Source organism: Limosilactobacillus reuteri (assembly GCF_020785355.1).
GTDB classification, from domain to species: domain Bacteria; phylum Bacillota; class Bacilli; order Lactobacillales; family Lactobacillaceae; genus Limosilactobacillus; species Limosilactobacillus reuteri_I.
Window position 1 is genome coordinate 1 of sequence record NZ_JAJGVH010000001.1, and the last position, 209, is coordinate 209.

The following is a 209-nucleotide window of genomic DNA, read 5'->3' on the forward strand; positions in this document are numbered from 1 at the left end:
ATCTTTGAGCGTGTTTTCTCTGATAATAGTTTTGGCTTCCGCCCTCACCGTGGGGCTCACGACGCTATTGCAAAAGTAGTAGATCTTTATAATCAAGGTTATCGAAGAGTTGTCGACTTAGACCTAAAAGCCTATTTTGATAACGTTAATCATGACTTGATGATTAAGTATCTCCAACAATATATTGATGACCCATGGACACTAAGACT

General features: G+C 38.8%; 1 protein-coding gene. It reads left to right on the forward strand.

Annotated elements, in window-relative coordinates; genetic code table 11:
* A partial coding sequence (locus LMB56_RS00005; protein WP_267865167.1) for a reverse transcriptase domain-containing protein occupies positions 1-209 on the forward strand: 209 nt, incomplete at both ends.